Origin of the sequence: Arthrobacter sp. APC 3897, from assembly GCF_030407495.1 — a bacterium.
GTDB lineage: Bacteria > Actinomycetota > Actinomycetes > Actinomycetales > Micrococcaceae > Arthrobacter_B.
In genome coordinates this window covers 87,090-107,173 of the sequence record NZ_JASDDG010000006.1, presented here as the reverse complement: position 1 = coordinate 107,173, position 20,084 = coordinate 87,090, and the positions used below count along the sequence as shown (strand labels likewise).

18 protein-coding genes and 1 pseudogene are annotated in these 20,084 nt (G+C 66.5%); 10 read left to right on the top strand and 9 right to left on the bottom strand.

Features of this window, described 5'->3' with window-relative positions; genetic code table 11:
- Positions 1-187 precede the first annotated feature (187 nt).
- The 4 genes from QMA10_RS04895 (at position 188) to QMA10_RS04880 (ending at position 5,094) form a co-directional block, all read left to right on the top strand.
- On the top strand, positions 188-2,161 hold the full coding sequence (locus QMA10_RS04895) for a primary-amine oxidase (protein ID WP_290166624.1): 1,974 nt from the start codon (positions 188-190) through the stop codon (positions 2,159-2,161).
- Positions 2,149-2,610: a hypothetical protein gene (locus QMA10_RS04890; RefSeq protein ID WP_290166622.1), complete on the top strand. Its 462-nt coding sequence runs from the start codon at positions 2,149-2,151 to the stop codon at positions 2,608-2,610. The genes QMA10_RS04895 and QMA10_RS04890 overlap by 13 nt, the downstream gene beginning before the upstream one ends.
- A 115-nt stretch (positions 2,611-2,725) precedes the next feature.
- On the top strand, positions 2,726-3,877 hold the full coding sequence (locus QMA10_RS04885; RefSeq protein ID WP_290166620.1) for a Vms1/Ankzf1 family peptidyl-tRNA hydrolase: 1,152 nt from the start codon (positions 2,726-2,728) through the stop codon (positions 3,875-3,877).
- 125 nt (positions 3,878-4,002) lie between these two features.
- Entirely contained in the window at positions 4,003-5,094 is a 1,092-nt protein-coding gene (locus QMA10_RS04880; protein ID WP_290166619.1) for a polymer-forming cytoskeletal protein, read from the top strand.
- Here QMA10_RS04880 and QMA10_RS04875 read toward each other — a convergent pair.
- The 3 genes from QMA10_RS04875 to QMA10_RS04865 form a co-directional block, all read right to left on the bottom strand.
- Positions 5,091-5,729 (bottom strand): class I SAM-dependent methyltransferase, encoded by a 639-nt coding sequence (locus QMA10_RS04875; RefSeq protein WP_290166617.1) that lies wholly within the window; start codon positions 5,727-5,729, stop codon positions 5,091-5,093. The genes QMA10_RS04880 and QMA10_RS04875 overlap by 4 nt on opposite strands.
- Positions 5,730-5,733: 4 nt before the next feature.
- Positions 5,734-5,895, bottom strand: a complete 162-nt coding sequence (locus QMA10_RS04870) for a hypothetical protein (RefSeq protein ID WP_290166615.1) — start codon at positions 5,893-5,895, stop codon at positions 5,734-5,736.
- 124 nt (positions 5,896-6,019) lie between these two features.
- Positions 6,020-6,736, bottom strand: coding sequence for an NAD(P)-binding domain-containing protein (locus tag QMA10_RS04865; RefSeq protein ID WP_290166613.1), 717 nt, complete (start codon positions 6,734-6,736; stop codon positions 6,020-6,022).
- 241 nt (positions 6,737-6,977) lie between these two features.
- On the opposite strand from QMA10_RS04865, the gene QMA10_RS04860 reads away from it, so the two are divergent.
- A complete protein-coding gene (locus tag QMA10_RS04860) occupies positions 6,978-7,169 on the top strand; it encodes a hypothetical protein (protein WP_290166612.1) in 192 nt (63 codons plus the stop codon).
- Between the two features lie 9 nt (positions 7,170-7,178).
- Positions 7,179-8,585: an amidase gene (locus QMA10_RS04855; RefSeq protein WP_290166611.1), complete on the top strand. Its 1,407-nt coding sequence runs from the start codon at positions 7,179-7,181 to the stop codon at positions 8,583-8,585.
- Between the two features lie 72 nt (positions 8,586-8,657).
- Here the strand turns inward: QMA10_RS04855 and QMA10_RS04850 are convergent, their stop codons facing one another.
- The 4 genes from QMA10_RS04850 to QMA10_RS04835 all read right to left on the bottom strand — a co-directional run bounded on the left by QMA10_RS04850 (position 8,658) and on the right by QMA10_RS04835 (position 12,033).
- Positions 8,658-9,740 carry an alkene reductase gene (locus QMA10_RS04850; RefSeq protein WP_290166610.1) on the bottom strand — a complete coding sequence of 361 codons (1,083 nt, stop codon included), beginning with the start codon at positions 9,738-9,740 and terminating at the stop codon, positions 8,658-8,660.
- A gap of 143 nt (positions 9,741-9,883) precedes the next feature.
- A complete protein-coding gene (locus QMA10_RS04845) occupies positions 9,884-10,384 on the bottom strand; it encodes a hypothetical protein (RefSeq protein WP_290166609.1) in 501 nt (166 codons plus the stop codon).
- 147 nt (positions 10,385-10,531) lie between these two features.
- Positions 10,532-11,248, bottom strand: a complete 717-nt coding sequence (locus QMA10_RS04840) for an NAD(P)-binding domain-containing protein (RefSeq protein WP_290166607.1) — start codon at positions 11,246-11,248, stop codon at positions 10,532-10,534.
- 77 nt (positions 11,249-11,325) lie between these two features.
- Positions 11,326-12,033, bottom strand: coding sequence for an NAD(P)-binding domain-containing protein (locus QMA10_RS04835; RefSeq protein ID WP_290166605.1), 708 nt, complete (start codon positions 12,031-12,033; stop codon positions 11,326-11,328).
- A 59-nt stretch (positions 12,034-12,092) separates the two neighbouring features.
- On the opposite strand from QMA10_RS04835, the gene QMA10_RS04830 reads away from it, so the two are divergent.
- Positions 12,093-12,779 (top strand): ABC transporter ATP-binding protein, encoded by a 687-nt coding sequence (locus QMA10_RS04830; protein WP_290166603.1) that lies wholly within the window; start codon positions 12,093-12,095, stop codon positions 12,777-12,779.
- A 2-nt stretch (positions 12,780-12,781) separates the two neighbouring features.
- Entirely contained in the window at positions 12,782-14,368 is a 1,587-nt protein-coding gene (locus QMA10_RS04825; RefSeq protein WP_290166601.1) for a DUF6297 family protein, read from the top strand.
- Between the two features lie 57 nt (positions 14,369-14,425).
- Here QMA10_RS04825 and QMA10_RS04820 read toward each other — a convergent pair.
- Positions 14,426-14,578 (bottom strand): annotated as a pseudogene (locus QMA10_RS04820) (DUF1508 domain-containing protein); the annotation flags it as partial.
- Between the two features lie 379 nt (positions 14,579-14,957).
- Here QMA10_RS04820 and QMA10_RS04815 point away from each other — a divergent pair.
- A complete protein-coding gene (locus QMA10_RS04815) occupies positions 14,958-18,185 on the top strand; it encodes a beta-phosphoglucomutase family hydrolase (RefSeq protein ID WP_290166599.1) in 3,228 nt (1,075 codons plus the stop codon).
- Positions 18,178-18,954: a carboxymuconolactone decarboxylase family protein gene (locus tag QMA10_RS04810; RefSeq protein WP_290166597.1), complete on the top strand. Its 777-nt coding sequence runs from the start codon at positions 18,178-18,180 to the stop codon at positions 18,952-18,954. Before QMA10_RS04815 ends, QMA10_RS04810 begins: the two co-directional genes overlap by 8 nt.
- Here QMA10_RS04810 and QMA10_RS04805 read toward each other — a convergent pair.
- Positions 18,929-20,011, bottom strand: a complete 1,083-nt coding sequence (locus tag QMA10_RS04805) for an AI-2E family transporter (protein ID WP_290166596.1) — start codon at positions 20,009-20,011, stop codon at positions 18,929-18,931. The two genes, QMA10_RS04810 and QMA10_RS04805, sit on opposite strands and share 26 nt — an antisense overlap.
- Positions 20,012-20,084: the final 73 nt, after the last annotated feature.

The following is a 20,084-nucleotide window of genomic DNA, read 5'->3' as shown; positions in this document are numbered from 1 at the left end:
GACGGGTGCTTGATTTTGCGTGCAGTCCTTGGACAGCTGTCTCGGCGGAACCCGGACATCACCGGAATGACAGCGAAAGTCAGAGGTGGACACCTCTTGTCAGCAGGCTGGCAGATGGTTATTGTCTACAGCCATAGAAAAAAGGAGCGGCAGTGTGGCTCCTACCTCACAAAAAAGGGGACAACCCATGAGCTCGTGCCATTCCGCTGAAATCTCCGCCGCTCCTTCGGCCGGTGACCACTCTGCCGCCGGTGCTTCCGAACCGGCCTCCGCCTACGCGCTGGCCGCACCGGAGGAAGTCACCGCCGTCCGGGAGATTCTCGAAGCCGCGGGACTGTTCTCCGGTACTGCACGCATTGCCTACCTCGGCCTGGTGGATCCGCCCCGCAACACTGCGGACAGTGACTCCGGCTGCGCCGACCGCCGCTTCCGCGTGTTCCTGCTGGACACCGCCGGCGGCAAGCCGCACGACGTCGTCGTTTCCGCCACCCGCCGCACCATTGAGTCCGACACCGTGCTGGACACAGCCGTCACCGGCGAACTGCCCGTGCTGGAAGAGGAGTTCGAGGTGGTGGAGCAGATCCTGGCCGCCGACCCCCAGTGGCTGGCGGCGCTGGACAAACGCGGGCTCGACGTCGCACAGGTGCGGGTGGCTCCGCTCTCGGCGGGAGTCTTTGAATACCCCGAGGAGAAGGGCCGCCGGATCCTGCGCGGCCTGGCGTTCCTGCAGACGCACGCCGAGGACTCTGCCTGGGCGCATCCGATCGACGGCCTGGTGGGCTACGTGGACGTAACAGCCCGCACCGTGGACCGGGTCCTGGACTTCGGCGCAGTCCCGGTGCCTGAAGAGCACGGCAACTACACCGATCCGGAACTGACCGGACCGCTGCGCACCACCCAGAAGCCCATCAGCATCACCCAGCCGGAGGGGCCAAGCTTCACCGTCGCAGGAGGCAACCACGTTGAGTGGGAGAAGTGGCACCTGGATGTGGGGTTTGATGTCCGTGAGGGCCTGGTGCTTTACAACATCGGCTTCGAGGACGGCGGCCGAGTGCGCCGGATCCTGAACCGGGCCGCCATCGCGGAAATGGTGGTGCCGTACGGCGACCCCGCACCCACCCGCTCCTGGCAGAACTACTTCGACACGGGCGAATACCTGGTGGGCCAGTTCGCCAACTCACTGGAACTTGGCTGCGACTGCCTGGGCGAAATCCACTACATCTCGCCCACGGTCTCGGACGCCCGCGGCAACCCGCGCACCATCCGCGACGGCATCTGCATGCACGAGGAAGATGCTTCCATCCTCGCCAAGCACTCGGACCTGTGGTCCGGTATCAATTACACCCGCCGCAACCGCCGCCTGGTGATCAGCTTCTTCACCACGGTGGGCAACTACGACTACGGCTTCTACTGGTACCTGTACCTGGACGGCACCATCGAATTCGAGGCCAAGGCCACCGGCGTTGTCTTCACCAGTGCCTACCCCGGCAAGGACTACCCCTACGCTTCGGAAATGGCCCCCGGCCTGGGGGCACCCTTCCACCAGCACCTGTTCGGTGCCCGGCTGGATTTTGCGCTCGACGGCGGCCCGGGCCGGGTCGAGGAAGAGGACGCTGTGCGGGTCCCGGCGGGACCGGAGAACCCGCGCGGCAACGCCTTCACCCGCAGGCGGACCGTCCTGGCCCGCGAGTCGGAGGCTGCCCGCGATGCCGCCCCCGCCGTCGCCCGCACCTGGGTGGTGACCAACCCGGAAAAGACCAACAGGCTGGGGGAGCCGGTGGGCTACAAGCTGCATCCCCAGGGCCAGCCCACGCTGCTGGCGGACGAGGACTCCTCGATCTACCGGCGGGCGACGTTCGCCTCCAAGGCGCTCTGGGTGACCCGGCGGGACGAGGCCCAGCGCTACCCGACCGGCGACTTCGTCAACCAGCACGCCGGCGGCGGCGGTATTCCGGAATGGATTGCGGCGGACCGGGACATCGACGGACAGGACCTGTCCGTCTGGCATACCTTCGGCCTGACGCACTTCCCCCGGGTGGAGGACTGGCCGATCATGCCGGTGGACACCACCGGGTTCAAGCTGCGCCCCGAGGGGTTCTTTGACCGGTCTCCGGTGCTGGATGTTCCCGCGCCGGAATCCGGCGGTCAGTGCCACCGGTAGCAGCCGCGGCGACGGCAGGTCCGGGCCTTCACGCCCGGACCTGCGCCGGGGCTGCCCTGGTTTCCGCCGGGCTGCATCTGGTCATGGCGGGTCAGCACACTGACCTGTGGTGGCAGGCGGCGCTGATGGTGGTCATGGCGCTGCTGTGCCTGCCGTGCGTGCTGCCGTTGTGGCGGTCCGGTTCAGCGGCGGCCGGGCGGATGATGATGGGCTCGGCGCTGGGCATGGTTGCCTTTCACGCGGTGCTGCTGCTGTATCCGGGCGCGGCCGGAGGCGGGCACCGGCACGACGCGGCGCTTCCGGCGGTTGGTCCGGCGTCCGCCGCATCCCCTTTCGGCATGCTCGCTTTGGTCGGCTGGGAACTGGCTGCGGCCCTGCTCGCCGCGACGTGGCTGCGGCGCAGTCTCGGGGTGCAGCACGGCGGCGGAGCGCCGGCAGCCGAAGAATAGCTGCAGCGCCGGCGGCCTGCGGAGGGCCAGCCCTTTAGTTGCCGCCGGTCCGGGTGTTAGCTGGAAGTACGGCTTGAACCGATGTGCGGCGGCGCCGTGCAGGAAGGAGACCGACATGGCCGAAAATCTCCGCAAATACGCTGGGCTCTACCGCAAATCCGGTCCTTGGTGCGCTGCTTACGTTGACGCAGGCGCCGGAACAGTGGAGGGCCTGGAAGCCGCCGAAGTCCGCCCCGGAAACGTCCGGAACGCCGCGGCCGCGCAGGGCGCTCCGCCCGCGGACCTGGAGGCCATTGAAACCGCAGTGGACCCGGCCCGCGGCGTGCCCGGACCCGTATCCCGGTTTGTCCTGGTCCGGGACGGCACCGTGGAATTGAACGAACTGCTGCCGGGGCCGCTGGTCACCCCCAAGCAGATCCACGTGGGACCCGTACCCGATCTGCTGCCCCTGTTTAAGCACCGGCCGGAGGAGTTCCCGTACATTGTGGCGGATGTGTCCCGGGAGGGCGGGGAGATCCGGCTCGAGTATGTGGGCCGTCCCGGTGTAGCCAGCGTGGGGGACGTTGAGGGGTCCACCGAGGACATCCATAAACTGTCCACCGGTATCTGGGGGCAGGACAAGCTGCAGCGCCGGACCGAAGAAGTGTGGCGCCGGAACGCGGACGAAGTGGCCGCACAGATTGACAGGATAGCGGACGCCAGCGGAGTAAAGCTGATTGTGCTGGCCGGGGATGTCCGTGCCCGCGGCCTGGTCCTTGATCAACTGGCAGAGGCCCATAAGCCGCTGGCCGGCATGCTTGATTCCCATACCCGCACCGGGGGGCCCCACCAGGACAGCTTCGAGGACCGGGTCCGGGAGCTGATCGCGCTTCGATGGGCGGCCGAGCAGGAACAGATCATGGACCGTCTTGCCCTGCAGCAGGGGCAGGCCAATCCCGAATCGGCCCAGGGCATCGGTGCAGTGGTGCATGCACTCCAGCAGGCCCAGGTGGATGTGCTGATCCTGAATGACAATGCGCTCGCGGACCGGACACTGCTGGCCCTCGGTGCCGAGCCCTGGGTGGCTACGGCCGAGGAGCAGGCGCTTGGGGCCGAAGTGCTCGGCAAAGTTCCGGCGTCGGCGGCGTTGTTGCGCGCGGCAGCCCTGACTGACGCGAGCCTGCTGCTGGTGCCCAACGGCGTGCTTCCCGACGGGGTGGGCGTCGCGGCACTGCTGCGCTGGCAGACCGGCCCGAACGCTCCGGGAGGCAATGCGTCCCTGCCGTAGACAGGAGCAGCAGAAGCGGCGCGGGTGCGTGCATTTACAGACATCTGAAAGGCAACGCAATGAGACTTCCTTCACCTCTGCGGCGGACTTTCTCCGCATTCCTCGCCGCTGTGCTACTGATTCTGATGACCGGCACCGGGGCCCTGGCCTCTTCCCCGGCCGCAAATTCCCGGCTCGCCCCCGCTGCGCCGACGGCGGTGAACGATGACACGGGTCCCCAGTTCTACAGCGGACTGACCGTTGATGTCCCGGACGACGTCTTTGGAGACGTGTACGTGTCAGGCCAGACCATCACCATTTCGGGCAATGTCACCGGCGATGTCATCGCCGCCGGCCAGACCATCAACATCACCGGAGACGTGGACGGCAATGTGCGTCTCGCCGGACAGGATGTGACCATCAGCGGGGACGTGGCACGCAGCGCCACCATTTTCGCCGGAACCCTCGACATCGCCGGCACCGGTGCCCTGGGAACAGACCTGGTGGGCGCCGCGGGTGAAATTGACATAGCCGGCACAGTTGGCCGTGATGTGCAGGTTGGAGTTGGAGACCTCTCCATTAACGGAGTGGTTGGCGGCAACCTCACGTACACCTCCGATGACGAGGCCGAGATTGCCCAGGGCGCGGTCAGCGGCACCGTGGAGCGCGTCGCTCCGCCGGCACCCGAGGAACCGTCAGCGGGGGAGCAGTTTGCCGCGTGGCTGCTTGGACTGCTGTACGCACTGGTGGCCCTGAGCCTGATCACCGTCTTCGCCGCCTGGCTCCTGCCCCGTTTGCTGCACCGGGTAACTGATCAGCTGGTGCCCCGGCCGTGGAAAGCGCTGCTGGTCGGTTTTGTGGCATCCATTGCCGTTCCCCTGGTGCTGCTGCTCCTTCTGGTGACGTTCATCGGGGCACCGCTTGCCCTGTCAGGCCTGCTGGTCTGGATCACGATGACGCTGGCAACCTTCGTCTTCGGTGCCTACTACATCGGCAGACTCGTGTTCCGCGGCAACCAGCATCCCATCATCAAGTCGCTTGTGGGCGGGGTGATTCTCATTGTCGCGCTGCACATTCCGTGGCTGAACGTCGCCGTTTGGCTGGCCATGGTCTTCTTTGGCCTCGGCGCGCAGCTTCTGGCGATGTATGACAAGCGTCCGTGGCATCGTTCGGTGCCGGCGCCGCCGGTTGCTGCGCCGGGCAACACGGGGAATGTTAGCCCCGGCCGGGAACTCTAGCTGCGGCGGGTGGCCAGCACGACGACGTCGGGCAGGGTGACGGTCCGTCCGTCCGGTGCGGTGACGGTACGGGACTGCGTATCGGCGGACAGAATGGTCCATTCCGCCGGATCCAGCAGCGCCGCAACGTCGGCGGCGGTGACGGTGGCTTCAGCCGGCGGCTGGTGGCCGTGGGCGGTCCTGGCCTCAGGATCGTGGGCGTGGCCGACTATCAGCAGCGTGCCGCCGGGAGCTACCCAGTTCATGATCCGCCGGTAGAACTCCAGCTGCGGCATGGCCGGGTGGGCATAATTGGTCATCACCAGATCGAACCGGCGCCCGGGTTCCCAGGAGGCCAGATCAGCTTCTCTCCAGGTCACGGTGCCCGCCAAGTCCTGCTCTGAGGTTTGGGCGGCTGCCGCAGCGAGTGCTGTGGAGGAGATATCCGCGCCGAGGACGTTCCAGCCTCGGGCGGCCAGTTCCCGGGCTTCAGCGCCCGTGCCGCACCCTGCGTCGAGGGCCGTGCCGGGGGACAGCCGGCGGGCGATGCGTTGGACATAGGGGTTCGCCCGGTTCTCAGCCGGCGCTGACGGTGCCGTCTCCGGCGCCTCGTCCCAGTGCTGTTCCCAGTAGTCTTTATCGAAGCTGTGCGTCACCGTTTCAGTCTACTTGTCCGGGGAGAGGGTCAACCGCCCCGCCGCCGACCGCCTCCTCCCTGGACCGCGCCGTCGAATCCTTGTGCGCATCGATGTTCCGTGCCCGGTCAAAGAGCTCGGCTGCGGGCACGGACGTCCGGGTGATGCACTCGAAGTTGACGGTCATCGTCAGAGTATTGCAGTTCCCCGATACGGTAACGGCGACGTCGGCAGTCTCCCGCAGCGTGCCCGTTCAGCGGGGTGGCTCAGGGCGCAGGATCAATTCACCGGATCGAGGCGCGTCCGGAAGCTCAGAAGACGCGTTCGGCCACGTTCACCCGGGTAGCCGATGCCAGGGCGGACTCAACCTTCGTCTTCGGGGTTGTCCCGGGAACCGAGGTCATCAGCTCCTCATCGGGCGTGCTCTCATCCGCAAGGTACAGGCGGGTGTAGCCCGCGGAGTCCGGCTCAAACCGCCAGCTGTCAACGAGGGCGCCGGCGTCGACGACGTCGTAGCCCAGCGCCTCGATAAGCGCCGCCGCCTCAGCCTTGGCAGCCGGATCGTCGGAAGCAACGGGCAGTGCGGAGCGGTCATCGGCCCCGGAAGGGCGGGCCAGCAGCGGAATGTGGTGGGCCAGGATGTTATTGAAGGCCTTGACGTACTGCACTCCGGGCAGCAGGCTCTGCACCAGTTCGCTTGTGGTCACCGTGCTGTCATCCAGTTGGGCAATACGCCCGTCCCGGGACGGGTAGTAGTTGCTGGTGTCCAGGACGGTTTTGCCGGCCAGCAGTCCCTCCGGAAGCCCGGAGACCGCGCTGAGCGGAATGGACAGCACGACGGCGTCGCCAAGTTTCGCCGCGTCCTCCACCGTTCCGGCCTGGGCCTGCGGGCCCAGTTCGGCGACCAGTTCAGCCAGCGTTTCAGGTCCCCGCGAGTTGGCAATGACAACGTTCATGCCGGCGGCCACTGCGAGCCGTGCGACTGCGGATCCGATGTTTCCGCTTCCGATAATTCCCAATGTCGCCACGATGAATCCCTTCGATGATGTTCGGCTGGACCGGCAGGTGTGTACTCCGGCGGTCCCTCATGAAGGGAACTGCCGCCGCGGTGGAGGAATTCCCGACGGGCCGAACAGGGCCGTCGGCCGCGGTACGCGCCCGGCTTTCCCGTCGTGCGGACCCCATCCGGTGTCTTTTGGGTAGGTTATGCCGTACAGGCCGTGACCGGCACCACGCCGGATCACCAGTCCTGCAACCGAAAGGATCACGATGCAGTCACCTGATCAAAACCCTGAGGTCTTCGGCAGCATGGCAGCCCTGGCGGGATTGGAACTGAGCCCCGACCGTGCCCTTGCCCTGGCGGAAGCGGCGGCACCAATCCACGCGCTGTTGAAAACGCTGAGCAGCCGGGACCTGGGCGAAACGCCTCCCGCCACCGCCTTCAGCGCCGCCTGGAAGTAGGAGAAGACCATGGAACCGTACGAACTCTCACTTACCGAGGCTTCCAACGCGATCAGCGCCGGTGATCTGTCGCCGCTGGAACTGACTGAATCCGCGCTGGACCGGATCGCCGCCGTCGAACCGCAGATCCATGCCTTTGCCGCCGTGACCGCGGACGCAGCGATGGCGCAGGCAAAGAAGGCCGGCGAAGAGATTGCTGCGGGCCGGAGCCGCGGGCCGCTGCACGGCATTCCCCTGGGTGTGAAGGATCTTTACAACACGGCGGGGATTGCCACCACCTCAAGTTCCAGGGTGAGGGAGCACTTCATTCCCGAGACGGACAGCGCCGCCGTCACGGCGCTTTCGGAGGCGGGAATGGTGCTGGTGGGCAAGACCCATACGCATGAGTTTGCCTTCGGTGTGGTGACGCCGACAACCCGCAACCCCTGGGATGTGAGCACCAGCCCCGGTGGTTCCAGCGGCGGCTCCGGCGCCGCCGTCGCGTCCGGATCCTGCCTGGTGGCGCTGGGCAGCGATACGGGCGGATCGATCCGGATTCCGGCGGCTCTGTGCGGAACGGTTGGACTTAAGCCGACCTATGGGCGCGCCTCGCGGTTCGGCGTTGCGTCACTGTCCTGGTCCCTGGATCACGTGGGACCGCTGACCCGGAACGTCACCGACGCTGCCCTGGTGCTGAATGCCATGGCGGGATATGACAGCCGGGATCCGGCGTCCGTGAACATGCCGGTCCCGGATTTCACTGCCGGGCTGGAACGGGGAGTGAAGGGCCTGCGGATCGGCATCCCCGTCAACTTCTACACGGACCGGGTGGACCCGGAGGTCGCGGCCGCTGTCTCCGGAGCCGCGACGCTGCTGGAAGGGCTTGGGGCAGAGCTTGTTGAAGTCCTGATCCCGCGGGCGGAGAGTATCCAGGCTGCTGAGTGGGGAATCCTGATGCCCGAAGCCAGTGCCTATCACCGGCATGCCATGAGGACCAACCCCGACCTGTATACGCCGGAGGTTCGTGCCCTGCTTGAGGTGGGTGAAACCATCCTGGCCACGGACTACATTGACGCGCTCCGTATGCGGCAGCTGATAAAGCAGGGATGGGAGGAGATGTTCGCCGATATTGACGTGCTGATTGCGCCGTCCGTTCCGGCTCCCGCCGTCGCCGCGGACGATCCTCAGATCTATTGGCCTGACGGAACAGTGGAAACGGCAACGGATGCCATGGTCCGCATGTCCGCACCGGGAAACCTGACCGGTTTGCCTGCGGTGTCGGTGCCCTGTGGGTTCTCCTCCGCGGGACTTCCGCTGGGCATGCAGATCATTGGCGGGCCCTTCGAGGAATCCGCCATCCTGACGGTCGCACGCACTTATGAGCTGGCCACGGATTACGTGGGCCGGATTGCCGATTTATCCAGGACGCCGGCCTAACCGTTTCCCGCCGGTCCCCGGACAGCGGCAGGCCTCCCGCAGTGTGCGGAAGGCCTGCCGTTGTTGTTTCAGTTAGGAAGCAACCGGTTCCAGCACCGGGTAGTCCGTGTAGCCGGCGGCGCCGTCGGTGTAGACGGTGGCCTGGTCCAGCTCGTTCAGCGGCAGGTCTTCCTGCCAGCGGCGGGCCAGGTCCGGGTTGGCCATCACGGGGCGGCCGACGACGACGGCGTCAGCCAGGTCCTCTTCGAGCAGCATGATGGCGTCATCGCGCGTAGTGACGGTGCCGAAGCCGGTGTTCATGAGGACCGGGCCGCCGAAGCGGCGGCGCAGGTCCTGGATCATTTCGTCGGCCGGGTCCTTGTGCAGGATGGACAGGTAGGCCGGTGCCAGATCCGCAATGCCGTCCACCAGGGCGGTGTAGGTGGCGGTGACGTCCTCGCGGTCGGTTTCCAGCACGCCCTGGATGTTGTGCTCCGGAGAGATGCGGATGGCGGTGTGCCCGGCGCCGATCGCCTCGGCCACGGCACGGAAGGCCTCGATCACCAGGCGGGCCCGGTTTTCCGGCGAGCCGCCGTAGTTGTCGGTGCGGGTGTTGGAGACGGGGGAGAGGAATTCCTGCAGCAGGTAGCCGTTGGCACCGTGCAGCTCCACGCCGTCGAACCCTGCCTTCATGGCGTTCTGCGCGGCGGACACGAAGTCCTGCACGACGCCGGGGAGTTCCGCTTCGGTCAGGGCATGCGGCACCGGGTAGGGCTGCTTGCCGTCATAGGTGTGGGCCATGCCCTCCAGCGCGATGGCGCTGGGGGCCTGGGGCTGGTGTCCGCCGTTGATGCTTTCGTGGGCTACGCGGCCGGAGTGCATGAGCTGGGCAACGATGCGGCCGCCGGCCTCGTGCACGGCCTCGGTGACGCGCTTCCAGCCGGCAACGTGGTCTTCGGTGACCAATCCGGGCATCAGCGGGTTGCCCTGGCCGGGGAAGGAGGGGTAGACGCCGTCGGTGACAATCAGGCCCAGGGACGCGCGCTGCCGGTAGTGCTCAACCATAATGTCGGTGGGAACGCCGTTACGGTCGGCCCTTATGCGGGACATCGGTGCCATGACGAGGCGGTTGGGCAGTTCCATGGTGCCGACGGTGAGCGGGGTGAAGAGTTTCACTCAGGATTTCCTTTTGTCGCGTCGCTCGGGCTCCCTTGGAGCGGCCTGAGCTGGAGATTGATATATCCAGCGACAACAGGGGGCGGCAACCGGGATATTCCGCGAAGCGAGCGAACTCACACCGCTGCCTCCCGGCGGTGCCGCTACAAATCGATATGCAGATTCGTCAGCAGTATTTCGGTGGCGGCATCCCGGTATTCGGTGACCACACCGAACTCCCGGTTGATAGTGGCTTCACCGGTTTCGTCTGGTGCCTCCCGATGCTGCAGTCTCAACGTCACAAAAACATCGTCTTCGAACGCGTCGACAACCCGCATCTGGTCGCTCACCCCGTCCCAGATCCGCATCTGCAGCGGGTGGAAGAGTGCTATCTGCGGTGGCATCCAATCAGCCCGCTCCAGGCCGCCGACCTCTTCTCCGGACGGCGACCACATGACCAGCCCTCTGACAGGATCACAGCTGGAACCGCTGATGCCGTCAGTGAGGGACCAGGTGCTGCGGCTGCGGTTCACCTTGACGGCGTCTTCTGTCGTACCCGATTCGGCTGTCGTAACTGCTGTGCATGCCAGAGGCGGCGACATCCGTGCATTTCGAGTCATCGCTATGACCGCCAGAACTGCCTTGAAACTCTCTGAACCGCCCACTGCGCCAGCCCCGTTTCCGTCCTGCCCGATGAAGTGTCAGGGAAGACTTCCCCGGCTAGGGACACTGTAGGCGAAGGTCGGGGCAGGCAGGTGACGGGCCGGGCCACCATACTCGGCGGACCGGCCCGTCATGTTCCCGGGTAGGGCCTAGAACTTCCGCTCTGCTACGTTGACCCGCGGGGCGGCGTCGAGTGCCGAGCGGACCTCATCCGCGGGCGTCGCACTGGGAGGGGCACTCATCAGCTGCTGCTCGGACGCGTTGGGATCAGCGAAGTACATCAGCCCGTAGGCCGGAGTGTCGGGCTCGAACTTCCAGCTATCGGCCAGCGTGCCTGCATCCACCGTGTCATAGCCAAGCCGCTCGATGATGGCAGCCGCCTGCACCTTGGCGGCGTCGTCGTCGCCGGCGATGGGCAGCGCCGAACGGTCCGATGCCTCGTCCGGCCGCGCGAGGGCCGGGATGTGTGCCGCGGTGATGTTGTTGAAAACCTTCACGTAGCGGGTGTCGCCGAGCATCTGCTTCACCAGCTCGCTGGTGGTGACGGTGCTGTCATCAAGTTCCTTGATGCGTCCGTCGCGGGACGGGTAGTAGTTGCTGGTATCCAGGACAAGTTTGCCGGCCAGCAGACCCTCCGGCAGGTCCTTCACCGCTTTGAGCGGAATGGAGAGCACGACGGCGTCGGTCTGGCTGGCTGCCTCTTCAACCGTTCCGGCCTGGGCTGGGGGACCCAGCTCGGTAATCAGGTCCTGAAGCGTTTCCGGTCCCCGGGAGTTCGCGATGATGACGTTCATGTCTGCACCAACCGCCAGCCGCGCCACGGCCGATCCGATGTTTCCGCTTCCTATGATTCCCAGTGTTGGCATGGTGCTTATCCCTTCGTTGGCGTTGTGGTGTGCAAGCAACCGCCGGAACGGGAAAATTCCCGCGGCAGTTCTGCGGGTCAGGCCACGGGCTGGGGGAGGAGTGCCAGCTCTTTCAGCTGTGCGGCGGTCAGCCGGGCTCCGAACGCGGACCCGCCCGGCTGCAGGAACAGCGTCCCGGCCAGGGACGGGACCGGAACCGGGTCATAGCCGATCCGTTCCACCACGGACGAGACGAGCGCGACGGCGTCCGGCCGGTTCCCCGCCACCGCCAGGCCAAGCCGTTCCGGATGCCCGGCGGGACGGCGGTCCGGCTCCAGGGCCGCGTAGCCGGTGTGATTGAAAGTTTTCACGACGGCGGCGTCAGGGAACATCTCCTGCACCACCACGGATGACCCCTCGTCCTCTGTCATGAAGGCCGGAATGTCCCCGTCCACGGGCGGCCAGTAGTTCATCGTGTCCACCACCACCTTGCCCGCCAGCAGGGCCGGATCGATGAGATTCAGCCGGTGCAGCGGCAGCGCAAGGATCACGAGTCCGGCGTCTGACACGGCGTCACGGGTCCACTTCGGCTCGGCGCCCGGGGTAATGATGCCGGCCATCAGCGACAGCATCTGCGGATCGCCGGAGGCGGACAGCGAAACCCGGTACCCGGCGTCGAGCAGGGAACGGGCAACGGCGGTGCCTGCTTTGCCCGCGCCCACCACAGCAATGTGCAGGTGCTCCGTGGCGGAGGCAGCGGTTTGATCAGAGGAGGTGCCTGGGACGGCGGCGGGTGAAGAGGTCATGTCTGCGCCAACGCGTCCTCTTCCGAAGTCATTCCCGCACGGTCCGCTAGATTGGTCGCATGACTTCAGCGGGGGCTGTGCTCGAGATATCCGAATTGTCCGTGGGATACGGGGGCGCGCCGGTGTGCGGACCCATCACGGCGCAGGTGTACGCCGGGGAGATCCTGGGCATGGTGGGATTCAACGGAGCCGGCAAATCCACCGCAGCCCGCACCATCGCCGGGAAACAGCCGATGCTCGACGGCGAAGTGCTGGTACACGGCCTGCCGGTCAACGAAGACGCGCTGCCGTTCCGCCGGCAGGTCGCAGCCCTGTTCGATGAGGATGCATTCTTCCCCTCCCTTTCGGTCCGCGAACACCTCCAGCTGGTTGCCCGCGGACACTCCGTTCCGGACCCTGAGGAAGCAGTGAACGCCGAACTGGACTTCTTCGTCCTGCAGGAGCGTGCCGATGCCGTTCCGGCCTCCGTCTCGTCCGGGCAGCGGCGCCGCCTGCTGCTGGCCTCTGCCCTGATCCGTCCCTCCTCCCTGCTGATCCTGGATGAACCCGAGCAGCGTCTGGACCCGGTCATGCGTGAGCGGCTGGGAGAGCGGATGAGAGCCTACGCCGACGCCGGCGGTACGGTCCTGCTGGTCACCCACGATCCGGCGCTGCTGCTGGCCACGGCTGACCGGTGCCTGTTAATTGACGACGACGTCCGCGGGATCGCGCCCGACCGCGCGGCCGCCGAAATAGCGGGACGCTGACAATGAGCTCCCGGCTCGCCGGCGGATCACCCGCAGTCTTCGATCCTGTCCGCTTCACCCGGCTGGCCTCCCGTGCGTACACCCGGGGCCGAAGCCGGTTCCGGGATATCTTCGTTGACGTCTACACTGCTGTCCTTACCGGCGGAACCATCGCGGCACTCGCCGCGGGACTGGTCCTGGCGCTGCGCGAACAGGTGGCCGTTGCCTGGTCCGGTAATTCGGGCGGGCGCACCCTGGTGGACCCGCTGTCGTTCTCCCTGCCCGACGGCGCGGCACCGACAGTGCTGTTGTTCGCGGCACTGGCGGCAATCATGGTGGTGGCCCGGAAACTGGGTCCGGCCGCCGTCAGCGGACCCGAAGGGTACTGGTGGCTGGGCCTGCCCGTGCCCCGCCGGCGTCTGGTGGCCGGACGCCTGATCCGCCGTCTGCTCCTGGCATGGGCGGGGGCCTCGGTGCTCTATCTGCCGTTCGGCTTCATCACGGACCTGACCGCCGGCGTGCGCGGACAATTCGCGGCGGCAGCGGTGTTTGGCCTGGCGGCCGTCTGCGCGGTGCAGCTCGCGCTCCTGCGTCAGGTCGGCACCGGATCAGGAACAAATGCCGGAGCGGCGACACCGGCGTGGTCCGGGGCGGCCCGGCGAACAGCCTCCGGCCCGCTTCCGGGTCTGCTGCTGCTGGCTGTGCTGAGCTTTGTTCCGCGGCAGGCGGCGGCCGGGCTGTGCGGACCTGCCCTCGTCACGGCGGCAGCCGCCGTCGTGCTGTGGCTGCTCAGCCGCCCCGGGTTGGGGAACATTCCGGCCCGGGACCTTATCCGCGGCGGCGCGGTGTCCGGGCATGCCGGCTCCGCGGTGTATCTCATGGATCCGAACGAGGTGGCGCGTGCGCTGTCCGCCGAACCCGGCGCCGTCGTTTCCTCCCGCGCCGGCCGCTGGTACGCGAAGGGTGCACGGACGCCGTTTGGGGCACTGCTGCGCGCCGATACCGCTGCCTTCCTGCGGACGCCCCGGTGGTGGGTCCGCCCGGTGCTGATGCTTCTGCTCTGTGTCACTCTGCTGCTGACCGGCGGAAGGCAACCGGTTCCGGTGCAGCTGGCCCTGATCGCCGCCACTGTGTGTGCGGTGGTTCCGGCACCGGGAGCGCTGGCGCGGCAGACGGCGATTATGCCGGGACTGGATGTGCTGCTTCCCCTCTCGCAGGGCGTGGTGCGGCTGAGCCGGATGGTGCTGCCCGCGGCCGCCCTCACCCTGTGGTCCGCCCTGATGTGTGCCGTACTGGTGGTGCTGGGTGCGGGGAGCCCTGAGCTGATTGCGTTGGGGGCGCTCGCAGGCGCGGGGTTTGGCGCGTCATCCGTGCGCGGAGCGTACCGGGTCCAGCCGGACTGGACCGCACCGCCCGTGGACACCGTCTTCGGTCCGGTGCCCACCGCTCAGACCGGGGCGATGATCCGCGGTGTGGACACCACGCTGCTGGCGCTGGTGCCGCTGCTGCTGGGGTTGTTCCTGGGCTATGCCCCGGGCGTGCTCCTGCTGGCGCAGGCGGGATTCTCCACGGTGTGCCTTCTGATGGTGATGTATTCGAACCCCAAATAGGTCCGAAATCATCCAGGGCCGCTAGGTTGCGATGGCCGTCAGGTCCGTAATCTCCGCTGCGGCGTTGTTTCGGACCGATTCCACGCCCTTGAGCGCCGACGCCTTCGACTTGTAGCTTTCCGACGACGCGATGATTTCGCCGTTGCCTGCCTTCAGGCGGAACCGGTACCCGCCTGACCTGTCCTGATAAACCTCAAATTTTCCTGCCATGACTGCCTCGATTGAACTGGGTTCATGTGCTGCGTTTTGTGGCCGGCAGGTTCTGGTCTGCCGGTGAGGACCGCCGGCCGGACGGCCTGTGGGATGAGAACACGTCCCTTTCAGCGTATGCCTGTTGCCGGGATTCAGCGGGGGAGAATACAAACCTTTCCTGAAAGGACCCGTCCGGAAGTGCCAACCTGTCCGGCAGATGTCCACGCCGCTAGAGTTGGCAAACACCGGCAGGCCGGAAGCGGGCCGTTGACCCGCTTACATCCCTGCGGCCGGATAGGGAGGAACATGCGCGCCTGGCAGATAGCGGATAGGTCATCCCGGCACGCGGTCCGGGCGTCCGGACCCGCCGTTCTCCATGCCGCCCTTTCACCGGCCGATGCCCGCTGAACCGCGGCCGGACGCCGTCCCGTCACCCGCCCTGCCTATGCCTGCCGCGGTAACACCACTGCGCTATCAGGCCGTCATCTTTGACATGGACGGGGTTGTCACCGACACGGCGACGGTGCACCGCACAGTCTGGAAGGCCCTCTTCGACTCGGTCCTGGCTGACGCGAGAGCCGGGGCAGCCTCCGGCGGTCCCTTTGAGGACAGTGACTACTATGCCTATGTTGACGGGCGCCCGCGCGAACAGGGAGTCCTGGCGTTCCTCCGATCCCGCGGAGTAGACGTTCCGCTCGGGTCCGCGGATGACGCTCCATGGTCCTGGACCGCCTACGGGCTCGGGGCCGCCAAAAACGCGCTGTTCATGACCGCCCTTCAGCAGGACGGTGTCCGCGCCTATCCCGGAACGGCGGGTCTGCTGGGGAGACTGCGCAGGGACGGGGTGCCGGTGGCCCTGGTGACGGCCAGCCGCAACGCTGCGGCCGTCCTCGCGGCCGCGGGGCTGGAGGGCAAGTTCGACGCCGTCGTTGACGGTTCCGTTGCGGCGGAACTGCGGCTGGAAGGCAAACCGGACCCCGCCACCTTCCTCGAAGCGGCACGCCGTCTCGGTGTCAGCCCGTCGCAGGCCGTGGTGATCGAAGACTCCACCGCCGGCGTTGAGGCTGCGCGCAGCGGAGGGTTTGGACTGGTTGTGGGCATTGACCGGGTCAAACAGCGCACCCGGCTGGAGGCCGCCGGGGCGGATCTGGTGCTCCGGGACCCCGGGGAGCTGGACATCGGACTGGTGCTTTCCCACCCCTGGCAGCTGATTTACGACGGTTTTGATCCCTGGCACGAGGGGCACCGGGAGGCGCTGACAACGCTCGGTAACGGCCGGATGGGAACCCGGGGAACAGCACCCGAAGCCCGCGCGGACTCCATCCACTATCCGGGAACCTACGCTGCGGGCATCTTCAACCGGGTCCCGGAGGTCATCGGCGGCGAGACGGCGTGGAACGAGCACATGGTGAATCTGCCGAACTGGCTTCCGGTGGACCTCCGCTTCGGCTCCGGCGGCTGGTGGTCCGAAGGCGGTCTGATTCTGCGGCGCGAGCACCGGTCGCTGGACATGCAGCGTGCAGTCCTGACCCGCCGTGTCCTGCTGGAGGACGGGAACGGCCGGCAGCTCGACGTCGTCCAGCGGCGCATCGTATCCATGGCCTCTCCCGCGCTCGCCGCGCTGGAAACCACGGTGACCGCCCGCGGGTGGGACGGACCGGTGGAGTTCAGGACAGGGATTGACGCCGACATCCGCAACGCTAATGTCGCCGAGGACGCCTCGCTGGGCAACCGCCACCTCCATACCCGTGCCGTGGACTCGCAGTCCGGCATGGAAAGTGCTGAAGTTGAAACCACGCAAAGCCAGCTCCGGATTGCGGTTGCAGTGCGGGTCACCTTCCGTGCAGATGCTCCGGTTCACAGCAGCAGGCTGCCCGGCGCCTTCCGGGCCGGAGCGGATTCCTCCCGCTGGCTGCAGCACCATCACGGTCAGCTGCGCGATGGGGAGCCTTTGGGTGTCCTCAAAACCGCCGCCGTCGTCACTTCCCGCGACCGGGCCATTTCCACGCCCGCCTCCGGAGCACACGCCGTGCTTGCCCGTACTCCGGCTGACTTCAGCGCAGTCCTTGCCGACCACCAGGCTGCCTGGCGCAGGCTGCTGCATTTGTTCACTCTTGACCTGCATGCGGACGGCCAGACGCAGCTGGTCCTGAACCTGCATGTGTTCCACCTGCTGCAGGTGCTTACCCCCATCACTGAAGAACTGGACGTGGGCGTTCCGGCCCGCGGACTGCACGGGGAAGGCTACCGGGGACATATTTTCTGGGATGACCTCTTTGTCCTGCCGCTGGTCACCTCGCGGCTGCCCTCCATCACGCGCTCGGTGCTGAACTACCGGTGGCGCCGCCTGGGCGCAGCCCGGGACACGGCCCGCGCAGCCGGACTGGCCGGCGCGTTGTACCCCTGGCGCAGCGGCAGCGACGGAACCGAAGAGACGCCCCGCTGGCTGTACAACAGGTTTTCCCGGAAATGGATGCGGGACAACTCCCGGCTGCAGCGCCACGGCAGCCTGGCTGTGGCCTATAACGTCTGGCAGTATTTCCAGGCCACGGAGGACCGGCAATGGCTGATCAGCCACGGAGCGGAGATCATCGTGGAGGTCGCCCGGATGATCGCGTCCATGGCTGGAACGGGGGAGGACGGACGGTTCCATCTGCGCGGCGTGGTGGGGCCGGACGAGTACCACGACGGTTATCCGGGCCACCCCGGGTCAGGAGTGGATGACAACGCGTACACCAACATCATGGCCGCCTGGCTGTGCGCCCTCCCGGCACGGATCCTCAAGGAACTGCACGGACAGGACAGCAGGTACGTGCGGAAGAAGCTGGGGATCACCCAGGACGAACTGGCGTTCTGGAAGCAGCTGGGCCGGCGGCTGTATGTTCCTTTTCATGACGGCCTGATCAGCCAGTTTGAGGGCTACGGCCGGCTCAAGGAGCTGGACTGGGACCATTACCGGCGGCGCTACGGCAACATTGAACGGCTGGATCTGATCCTCGCGTCGGAGGGAGACAGCACCAACGATTACAAGCTCTCCAAACAGGCCGACGTACTGATGCTGCTTTACGTCCTGGGGGAAGAGGAGCTGGTGCGCCTGCTGCGGCGGATGAATTACGACGTCGGGCCGGAACAGATCCGGGCGATGGTGGACTATTACCTTTCCCGGACCATTCACGGTTCCACGCTCAGCCGGGTTGCCCACGCCTCCGTGCTGTCCGCCTCCGATCCGGAACGCGCGTGGGACACATTCCGGGACGCACTGGATGCCGACCTTGACGATACCCAGGGCGGCACCACCCGAACCGGAGTGCATCTTGGCGCAATGGCCGGGACCATCGACGTGGTGCAGCGAAGTTTTGCGGGGCTGCGGATGGAATCCGGGGACCTGGTCTTCACCCCCAGGCTGCCGTCAGGGCTCCGGCGGGTGTCCTTTCGGGTTCGCTACCGCGGGGTGCTGCTCAACATCATCCTGGAACGCACCGTTCTGCGGGTATCCGCCGCCCCGGGCAGCCTGCCACCGGTCCGCGTCCGGGTGGGGGATGTCCTGATCCAGCTCCGCCCCGGCCGCAGCGTGGACATCCCGCTGGAACCGGCCGCGGCACCATCCAAGGAGAGCCATGACTAACGATCCCCGGCACAACCCGGCGTCCCGCAGGGAGATGGCCGAAGCGGTGTATGAGCGGCTGTTCGGGCCGCGGGACCGCGCTGCCTACGAGGAAGATCCCGAGCTGATGGAGATCCTGCGGGGCTTCATCTTCGGCGACGTGTTCGGCACCGGCGTCCTGGATGACCGGACCCGGGAGCTGATCACCGTGACCGTCCTGGCGTGCCTTCAAACCCTGCCGCAGCTGCGGGCCCATACTGCGGCCGCCCTCCACGTGGGTGTGCCGCCGGTCCACATCCGCGAGGCCATTTACCAGCTGGCACCGATCATCGGCTTTCCGCGCACCCTCAACGCCGTCGGCACCGTCAACGAGGTGTTTTGTGACCGGGGAATTTCACTGCCGCTGCCGGCGGAAGGAACAGTGGACGACGACGCCGGCCGCTACCAGCGCGGGCTCGCTGAGCAGATGCCGCTGTACGGCACTGAGATCCGGGACAACCTTGCCGATCTGCCGGAACCGTTCAATGAGGCGCTGCCACGGTTCCTGACCGAGTTCTATTTCGGTGATTTCTACACCCGCGGCGGGCTTTCCGCTCAGCAGCGGGAGCTGCTGGGGCTGTGTGCTCTTGCGTCGCTGGGGGACACTGCCGCCCAGCTTGGACCGCACGGCCGCGCCTGCCTGCAGCTGGGGCACTCAAAGACGGTGATCATTGCAGCCCTGGTGCACTGCTTCCCTTATGTGGGGTTCCCGCGGACAGTAGCCGCTATCCGGGCTGTGAAGGACCTTTAGGCTCCTCCGGACCGTCATCACCGCTGATCCACTGTGCGAAGCGGGCACCGGGATCCCCGCCGATGATCAGGAAGCGTGCGAAGAGGGTCAGCGGCACGGCCAGGAGAGAGCCGACCGCTCCCAGCAGGGTTGTCCAGAGAACCACCGAGGCGAAGGTCAGCGTGACGCTCAGCCGAACTGTTTCCCCCACAAACCGGGGCTGGACCAGCACCTGGAGGGTCACGTTGACGATGCAGTAGATGGCCAGCACCAGCAGCCCCAGCCCCCAGCCGCCAACCGCGACAGCGAGTACAACGGGAGGCACCACGCCCAGGACGAAACCAATATTGGGGATGTAGTTGGTAACGAACGCGAGCACCGCCCACACGAAGGGACCGGGCACGCCGAGGAGCCAGAGGGCAAGTCCGTCAATCACCGCGACGATCAGGCCGAATATCGAGTTGACGAGGAAATACCGGTTGGTTCCGGCGGTGAACTGATTAAAAGCGTGCAGTCGCCGGCCGCTCGCCTTCGCGAGCTCGGCCGGGGGGTTCTGCCACCGTGCAGCATCCATCCCGAGGAACATCACGTACGCGAAGACAAAAAAGACGGCCGTGCCCAGGCCCAGCAGTTGCGTGCCGGCGTTGAAAACGGTAGTCAGCAGGGCAGCGGGCTGGATTGCCCCGGAAATCTCATCCATCGACACGGTGTTGAATCCGAGACGCTGAAAAAACGATTCCAGTGTCTCGGCGCTCTCCGCCAGCTGGCCCGCATAGGTGGCGAGAATGCGCCCGAACTGTCCCAGTGCCACAAGGACCAGCAGGCCCAGAACCACCAGAATTCCCCAGGCGATGGCCACGACGGCGAGCGTGCCGACCCAGCGCGGGGCACCGCGCCGGTCCAGGGGCCCTCGTGCGGGGAGCGCAATAATGATGAGCGCCGCCGCCAGCACCAGCGGTCCCAGAAGTGACCGCCCCGCCCATACCGTCCAGCAGGCACCTCCCGCCGCCGCCAGAGTCAGCAGAATCCGCGTGGGCCGTGCAAGCCCGGGCTGCCCGGGTAGCTCACGATCGCTCATGCGGCCTCACAGTTTCAGGGAATGACGACGCTAAAGTTCGGGCTCCGCTGATTCTTCCCGGCGGCTCCTACCT

Excerpts from the sequence above, each read along its gene's own strand:
- QMA10_RS04825 (WP_290166601.1), top strand. The coding sequence starts at position 12,782 with ATGAGCTCCCGGCTCGCCGGCGGATCACCCGCAGTCTTCGATCCTGTC.
- QMA10_RS04830 (WP_290166603.1), top strand. The coding sequence starts at position 12,093 with ATGACTTCAGCGGGGGCTGTGCTCGAGATATCCGAATTGTCCGTGGGA.
- QMA10_RS04840 (WP_290166607.1), bottom strand. The coding sequence starts at position 11,248 with ATGCCAACACTGGGAATCATAGGAAGCGGAAACATCGGATCGGCCGTG.
- QMA10_RS04885 (WP_290166620.1), top strand. The coding sequence starts at position 2,726 with ATGGCCGAAAATCTCCGCAAATACGCTGGGCTCTACCGCAAATCCGGT.
- QMA10_RS04815 (WP_290166599.1), top strand. The coding sequence starts at position 14,958 with ATGCCCGCTGAACCGCGGCCGGACGCCGTCCCGTCACCCGCCCTGCCT.
- QMA10_RS04860 (WP_290166612.1), top strand. The coding sequence starts at position 6,978 with ATGCAGTCACCTGATCAAAACCCTGAGGTCTTCGGCAGCATGGCAGCC.
- QMA10_RS04835 (WP_290166605.1), bottom strand. The coding sequence starts at position 12,033 with ATGACCTCTTCACCCGCCGCCGTCCCAGGCACCTCCTCTGATCAAACC.
- QMA10_RS04810 (WP_290166597.1), top strand. The coding sequence starts at position 18,178 with ATGACTAACGATCCCCGGCACAACCCGGCGTCCCGCAGGGAGATGGCC.
- QMA10_RS04805 (WP_290166596.1), bottom strand. The coding sequence starts at position 20,011 with ATGAGCGATCGTGAGCTACCCGGGCAGCCCGGGCTTGCACGGCCCACG.
- QMA10_RS04870 (WP_290166615.1), bottom strand. The coding sequence starts at position 5,895 with ATGACCGTCAACTTCGAGTGCATCACCCGGACGTCCGTGCCCGCAGCC.
- QMA10_RS04855 (WP_290166611.1), top strand. The coding sequence starts at position 7,179 with ATGGAACCGTACGAACTCTCACTTACCGAGGCTTCCAACGCGATCAGC.
- QMA10_RS04895 (WP_290166624.1), top strand. The coding sequence starts at position 188 with ATGAGCTCGTGCCATTCCGCTGAAATCTCCGCCGCTCCTTCGGCCGGT.
- QMA10_RS04880 (WP_290166619.1), top strand. The coding sequence starts at position 4,003 with ATGACCGGCACCGGGGCCCTGGCCTCTTCCCCGGCCGCAAATTCCCGG.